The sequence below is a fragment of the Streptomyces sp. CO7 genome, from assembly GCF_053474865.1.
Genome location: NZ_JBRIOU010000002.1, coordinates 1,390,212 through 1,394,909, shown reverse-complemented (window position 1 = coordinate 1,394,909; position 4,698 = coordinate 1,390,212). Strand labels below are relative to the sequence as shown.

Here is a 4,698-nt window from a genome sequence, read left to right as displayed (position 1 = left end):
GCGGAAGACGCCGTCGGCGAAGTGCGGCGAGGCCTGGATGCGGGCCAGGCGCTCGCCCCGGGGCTCGGCCCCGAAGGACTCCGGCCGCAGGCCGCGCAGCAGGGAAGCCCCTGCCGCGGAGACGGAACGGGCAAGGGAACCGGTGTCGCTCACAGGTGGCCTCCAGCCGCCGCGCCGGACCTGGTCCGGGCCGGCGTCGTCGAATTGCGTGGTCCGCGCGGACCTTTCGGGCAACGTCCGCGCGGGCGTCCCTGTTCCCCAGGACGCCGGAGCGTGACCTCACGTTGCCCACCGCGGGCCACGTGCGCCGACGCCGCGCCGGGCGGGGCGGGAAGGTCCGTGAGCCGCCCCGCCCGGCCCCGCCGGGGCGGCGGGCGCAACGGCCACGCCCCGGCGGCAGGCGCGTCAGACCGCCCTGGCGAGCCAGGACTTGAGGTCGTCCAGCGCCAGCTGCCCCTTGGCGACGATCGTGTCGCCCGAGGACTCGCCGCGCAGGCGTCGCCCGATCCACGGCACCAGATGCTCCCGCGCCCAGTGGACGTCGTCGAGGCGCACCTCGAGCACGCCGCGCTGGGGGCGCGGGGGCCAGGGCTGCTCCGGGTCGGCGGGGACCTCGAGGCCGAGGACCTGGCCGGCCCGCAGCGCCACCCGGGTGTGCCCCTCGGCGGAGAGGTGCAGGCGGTCGCTGTCCCAGGCGCGGCGGTCCTGGACGCTGCGCAGGGACCACAGGTCCAGCACCGGGCAGCCGTACCGGTCGGCGATGGCGCGGACGTGCCCGTTGTACGTGGCGATCTTCCCGCGCAGGTGCTTGAGGACGGGGACGCCCCGGGTGTCGAAACCGGTCGCGACGAGGACGGACCCGGCGGCGGAGGCGAGCTCCGCGACGGCCCTCTCGAAGCGCTCGGCGACGTCGTCGGGGTCGGTACCGGGCCGCAGGATGTCGTTGCCGCCCGCGCAGATGGACACCAGGTCGGGGGCGAGGTCACGGACCTGGGGGACCTGGTAGGCCACGATCTGGTCGAGGAGCTTCCCGCGCACCGCGAGGTTGGCGTAGCGGAAGTCGCCCTCCGGCCTGCGGTCGGCGAGGAGGACCGCGAGGCGGTCGGCCCAGCCGACGAACGTCCCGTCGGGCCCGGGGTCCCCGACGCCCTCGGTGAAGCTGTCCCCGACGGCCGCGTACGACCCGACCGACCCGATCACTGTTCTCTTGTCATTCTTCGAATCGTCTGCCACATCGAGGCATCTTCCTCCTTCGGATGTGAGCTACGCGACCGTAGGGAGGGGTTGACGGCGGGTGAGAAATACCACGCGTGAGGGCCGGAACACGCCGAGGGCCGCACCCCCGGCAGGGGGTGCGGCCCTCGGTTCGCGCGCAACCGCGAGGTCCCGCAGGGGCGTCAGCCGAGGCTGACGCCGTGCGAGTTGAGGTAGGCCACCGGGTCGACGTCGGAGCCGTAGTCGGGGCTGGTGCGGACCTCGAAGTGCAGGTGCGGGCCGGTCACGTTGCCGGTGGCGCCGGACAGGCCGATCTGCTGGCCGACCGTCACGGTCTGCCCGACGGAGACGGACAGCTGCGACTGGTGGGCGTACTGGGAGTACATGCCGTCGGCGTGCTGGATGACGACCTGGTTGCCGTAGGCGCCGCCGTCGCCGGCCGCCACCACGGTGCCCGCGGCGATCGCCTTGATCGGGGTGCCGGTGGGGATCACGAAGTCGGCGCCGGTGTGGTAGCCGCTGGACCACATGCCGCCGGGCGTGTGGTAGGCGGTACCGAGGCTCGCGGCGTCCACGGGAGCGGTGTAGCCGCTCGTGGCGGCGGCGTCGGCGACCGTGGTCTTCGGCGCGGCGGGCTTGGCGGGGGCGGCCTTCGCGGCGGCCTTGGCCTTGGCGGGCTTGGCGGCGGCCTTCTTGCCGAGGTCGAGCTTGGTGCCGGGCTTGATCAGGCGCGGGTTGTCGCCGACGGCCTCGCGGTTGATCTTGTAGAGCTTCTTCCAGCCGCCCGCGACCTTCTTCTTCTCGGCGATCTTCGAGAGGGAGTCGCCCTTCTTGACCGTGTAGGTCTGGCCGGCGGCCTTCTTCGCGGCGGCCGGCACGCTCTGCGGGGCGTTCTGCGGGGCGGCGGCGTGGGCGGTGGCGGAGCCCATCAGGGGCAGACCGAGCACCATGGCGCCCGTTCCGGCGACGGCGATGGAGCGGGTGAGGCGCTGGACGCCGGTGGGACGGCGGTGCTGCTGACGCTTCGCGGGCATGACGTTGTCCTCTCCGTCGCCTGCGAGGTGAGCTGTCGGGTGCGGGCTGGAGATGCCCGGCCGCGCCGTGCGCGGCTTTACCCCGAGCCCGTTCCGGAGACCGGAACAGGCGTGTACCTGTGGGTCCCCCGCTCCTGCCGTACTCGGGTTACTCGGGTGAGTGTGAGAGATCCGGGCGGCGGCAGGATTAGGCGTCCGTCCGGATCGGATGGTGAACGTAAGCGACCGGAGCGCAACCGGACAAGCGCCGAATTTCCACGAACGCGCATTCTTTGTGATCACTTAAGGGCAAAACGGTCACGGAGAGTCGTCGCCCCTCCTGCAACTTCCGCCCGGCGAGGCACAGTTGCACCGAGGGTGCCGACGACGCTCGGTCACCGGTATGAGGCTGCTCACCCACCCGTGCCCCACGACCCCCTCAGGGAACGAGAGTTGTCCTTTCCTCGGACAAATCACCATTGGCCCGTTTTGCCCGAAATGCGCGGCTGGTGAGACGCACGCGGGACGCGGCGACCACGGCTGCGGAGCCGCGGCACCCTCCGTGTCCCGGGGACGCGTGTCGTATCGTCGGAGCGCACCCGCCGGATGCCGCACCGGCGGGGCCGAGTGGGAGGAGCCCCCCGTGACGCAGCAGGCCCCGTCGACCGAGCCCCAGCTCGCCGGAGTGCGCAACTTTCGCGACGTGGGCGGGATGCCCACGGCGGACGGCCGCAAGGTGAGGCCCGGGGTCCTGTACCGCAGCGGCCATCTGGCGAGCGCGACCGCCGAGGACGCCGCGTTCCTCGCCTCCCTCGGCCTGCGCACGATCTTCGACTTCCGCAACGAGGCGGACCGGAGCCTGGAGGGTCCCGACGTCACGCTGCCCGGGGTCCAGGAGGTGCGCCTGCCGCTGTCCGACCCGGCCGACGGCGCCGAGTTCTGGCGCCGGGTCCGCCGCGGAGGGGTGGACGAGCTGCGGCCGCTGCTGGGCGACGGCCGCGCGGCGCAGCGCATGATCGCGTCCTACCGGCAGACCGTCCTCACCCGCACCGAGGAGCACTCCCGGGTGCTGCGCTCGCTGGCCGAGGACGGCGCCCCGGCCCTGATGCACTGCTCGGCCGGCAAGGACCGCGCGGGCCTGTCGATCGCGGTGACGCTGCTCGCGCTCGGCGTGGAGCGGGACGCGATCACCGAGGACTACCTGAAGTCGGGGGCCGCGCACCGGCGCTACAAGCTGCACCGCGGCGGGGAGTCCTCGGACCCCTACACGCCGGAGATCACCGAGCTGCTGAGCCCGCTGTTCGACGCGCGGCCCGAGTACCTGGGGACCGCGTTCGAGACGATCGAGGAGACCTGGGGCGGGGTCGACGCCTACCTGGCGCGGGGTCTGGGCGTGACCCCGCAGCTGCGGGAGCGGCTGCGCGAGCGGCTCCTCGACTGACGGGCACGGCGCCCCTGCTCAGTTGGCGCGGGCGCCCGCCTCGAAGAGCAGCCAGATGAAGCCGGCGAAGAGGTGGCCCGCCACGATGTAGACGAAGAGGCGGATCCACAGGGCGCGCGGGAACTTGTCCTCGACGTTCCGGCGGTCGGGGACGTTGTTCTTCTCGGGGTTCGTCATGACGTCGCTCCGGACGGGGTCGGGTGGCCGCCGGTCGCCTCGGGTCCGAGGCACAGGGCGGCCGTGGGGCTCTGCAGCAGGGTGTGGACGAACAGCAGCTCGGCGCCGTCCGGGCCCTCGGCGGCCAGGCGGTGCGGGGTGAGCGAGTCGAAGTGGGCGCTGTCGCCGGGGCCGAGCAGGTGGGAGGTGTCGCCCAGGTGGAGGCGCAGGCCCCCGCGAAGGACGTGCAGCCACTCCTCCCCCGGGTGGACCCGGACCACCTGGTCCTGGGGGCCGCCGCTGTGCGGGATGCGGACCCGCAGGGCCTGCATGGCGCGTCCCGGCGCCCCGGCCGGCCAGTAGCTCCAGCCGCCGGCCCGGGTCTCCGCGGCGGCGGACGCCCGGACCACGGCCTCGCGGTCGGGGGTGGTCTCACCGAGGAGTTCGGAGACGGTGGTGCCGTAGACGCGGGCGAGCCCGAGGAGGACGGGCAGGGACGGCTGGCGGTGGCCGGTCTCCAGGCGGGAGAGGTGGGCCGGTGAGAGGTCGGCGGCCCGGGCGGCGGCCTCGAGGGTGAGGCCGGTCCGGTGCCGGAGTGCGCGGAGCGTCGGGGCTACGCTGGGGAGGTCTCCCGGCCCGGGGCCGGGGGCCTGTGCTGCGGCGGGCATGTCACCATTCAGCCACTCTCTTGCCTCCAGGGCAAATCCTTTGCCTCAGAGGCAAGAGGGCGACAGTGGCGGGGGGCCCCCCCGGGGGGGACCCCCCCCCCCCGCGGGCCCGGGAGACGGGTTGCACCCGCCACTTCGGCGACGTCCAGCTCGACTTCGCGCTGTCCCTGCTGCGGCAGTCCGCGGCGCTGCCGTACGCCGCGGA

Annotated in this window: 5 protein-coding genes and 1 riboswitch; of the genes, 1 reads left to right on the top strand and 4 read right to left on the bottom strand. The window is 73.7% G+C overall.

Annotated features, from left to right (window positions below; all coding sequences use genetic code 11):
- Positions 1–405: 405 nt before the first annotated feature.
- A complete protein-coding gene (locus ACOV8S_RS08340; protein WP_448317036.1) occupies positions 406–1,233 on the bottom strand; it encodes an SGNH/GDSL hydrolase family protein in 828 nt (275 codons plus the stop codon).
- Between the two features lie 164 nt (positions 1,234–1,397).
- The gene (locus ACOV8S_RS08335; RefSeq protein ID WP_448317035.1) at positions 1,398–2,249 is read right to left on the bottom strand and encodes a M23 family metallopeptidase; all 852 of its coding nucleotides are present in this window, start codon (positions 2,247–2,249) and stop codon (positions 1,398–1,400) included.
- 4 nt (positions 2,250–2,253) lie between these two features.
- Positions 2,254–2,417, bottom strand: a riboswitch (cyclic di-AMP (ydaO/yuaA leader).
- A 454-nt stretch (positions 2,418–2,871) separates the two neighbouring features.
- Between ACOV8S_RS08335 and ACOV8S_RS08330 the strand changes: the two genes are divergently transcribed.
- Positions 2,872–3,669, top strand: coding sequence for a tyrosine-protein phosphatase (locus ACOV8S_RS08330; protein ID WP_448317034.1), 798 nt, complete (start codon positions 2,872–2,874; stop codon positions 3,667–3,669).
- Positions 3,670–3,687: 18 nt separating this feature from the next.
- Here the strand turns inward: ACOV8S_RS08330 and ACOV8S_RS08325 are convergent, their stop codons facing one another.
- Complete coding sequence (locus ACOV8S_RS08325; RefSeq protein WP_351115084.1) at positions 3,688–3,846, bottom strand: DUF6126 family protein; 159 nt, start codon at positions 3,844–3,846, stop codon at positions 3,688–3,690.
- A complete protein-coding gene (locus ACOV8S_RS08320) occupies positions 3,843–4,493 on the bottom strand; it encodes a helix-turn-helix domain-containing protein (protein WP_448317033.1) in 651 nt (216 codons plus the stop codon). Before ACOV8S_RS08320 ends, ACOV8S_RS08325 begins: the two co-directional genes overlap by 4 nt.
- Positions 4,494–4,698: the final 205 nt, after the last annotated feature.

Coding starts and splice junctions, on each gene's coding strand:
- ACOV8S_RS08325 (WP_351115084.1), bottom strand. CDS start 3,846: ATGACGAACCCCGAGAAGAACAACGTCCCCGACCGCCGGAACGTCGAG.
- ACOV8S_RS08335 (WP_448317035.1), bottom strand. CDS start 2,249: ATGCCCGCGAAGCGTCAGCAGCACCGCCGTCCCACCGGCGTCCAGCGC.
- ACOV8S_RS08320 (WP_448317033.1), bottom strand. CDS start 4,493: ATGCCCGCCGCAGCACAGGCCCCCGGCCCCGGGCCGGGAGACCTCCCC.